Source organism: Crenobacter oryzisoli (genome assembly GCF_030385785.1).
In the GTDB taxonomy this organism is placed as follows: Bacteria; Pseudomonadota; Gammaproteobacteria; order Burkholderiales; family Chromobacteriaceae; genus Crenobacter_A; species Crenobacter_A oryzisoli.
In genome coordinates this window covers 1-1,191 of record NZ_JAUEDK010000112.1, presented here as the reverse complement: position 1 = coordinate 1,191, position 1,191 = coordinate 1, and the positions used below count along the sequence as shown (strand labels likewise).

General features: G+C 54.2%; 3 protein-coding genes. 2 read left to right on the top strand and 1 reads right to left on the bottom strand.

Annotation, left to right across the window (positions count from 1 at the left end; genetic code table 11):
* Positions 1-88 precede the first annotated feature (88 nt).
* Complete coding sequence (locus QU481_RS23715; protein WP_289832271.1) at positions 89-394, bottom strand: transposase; 306 nt, start codon at positions 392-394, stop codon at positions 89-91.
* Positions 395-496: 102 nt separating this feature from the next.
* Here QU481_RS23715 and QU481_RS23710 point away from each other — a divergent pair, with 102 nt between their 5' ends.
* A complete protein-coding gene (locus tag QU481_RS23710; RefSeq protein ID WP_289832393.1) occupies positions 497-838 on the top strand; it encodes a MerR family transcriptional regulator in 342 nt (113 codons plus the stop codon).
* A gap of 140 nt (positions 839-978) precedes the next feature.
* On the top strand, positions 979-1,191 hold a 213-nt coding region (locus QU481_RS23705; RefSeq protein WP_289832392.1), incomplete at its 3' end, for a MerR family transcriptional regulator.

The window sequence follows — 1,191 nt, the reverse complement described above, 5'->3', positions numbered from 1 at the left end:
GACGATATGGCGCTTGCGCCCCTTGGTTTTCTTGCCACCGTCGATGCCTATCCTTTCGCTGGCCAGCACGGTCTTCACGCTTTGCGAATCAACTATGCCATAGCTTGGCATCGACTTTTTTTCTCTGGCTACGATGGGCACGCGTCAGTTCATCCAGTGCCCGTTCCCAGACTCCTTGCTTGTTCCAGCGGCTGAAGTGGTCGTAGACCGTCTGCCAAGGCGGGAAGTCTGTAGGCAACATCCGCCACTGACAGCCACTTTTCGTCAGATAAAGAATCGCGTTCACCATCAGCCGCTTGTCGTGCTTGGGTGGCCGGCCGCGCCCGTTTGCAGCCTCGAAATGGTGAGCAATACGGCACCACTGTTGTTCAGTCAGGTCGGTTGGATAAGCCAAGGGTTGTCACATGTCATGCAAAAACGCTTGATTTTCTCGCAATTTGGTTTTCAAGACAGCTTCTAAATTTATCGGGAGAGTTCGATCGTGCGGATCGGAGAGTTGGCCGAACAGACAGGGATGACGCGTGATGCTATTCGTTTCTACGAACGGATAGGCCTTATCAGGCCCGAACGCGGCCTAGAAGGCCGCCACGGCTACCGCCGTTACGATGCGTCGACTGTTCGACGCTTGGGCCTGATCAAGCAGGCCAAGGCTTTGGGGTTTTCACTTGGAGAGATCCAAGAGCTGCTGGACGCATGGGCCAATCACAGCTTCAGGCCGGAACAGAAGCGCGCCATTCTTGCTGACAAGATTGGAGTGGTCGATCGAAAGATCTTGGAACTACAGGAGCTTTCAAGCGAGCTCAAATTGGCTCTGGCCGGTATTCGTGACGAGTGTTAATAAACAGGCAGAGCGGTCTCTAAAGATATGACAGCCACCGTTCCCGTCGCAGGGCAGTGATAGCACTTGGTTTCGTAGCCCAACAAGGAGCTAACAACTGTTACTTGAAATTTGCTCCTAGTTGTTTATAACTGCCCACTATGAGCAATCAATATCGAATCAATGAGTTCGCCAAGCGCATCGGTCGAGCGACCAGCACGGTTCGCCGCTGGGAACGAGAAGGCAAACTGACGGCTAAACGGATGCCGTCGGGACACCGTTATTTTGACGAGTCGGATGTTCGCACCATCCTAGGTGGTGCACCGGAACGTCGGCTGACGGTGGTGTATTGCCGGGTGTCCCGCGCCGGTCAA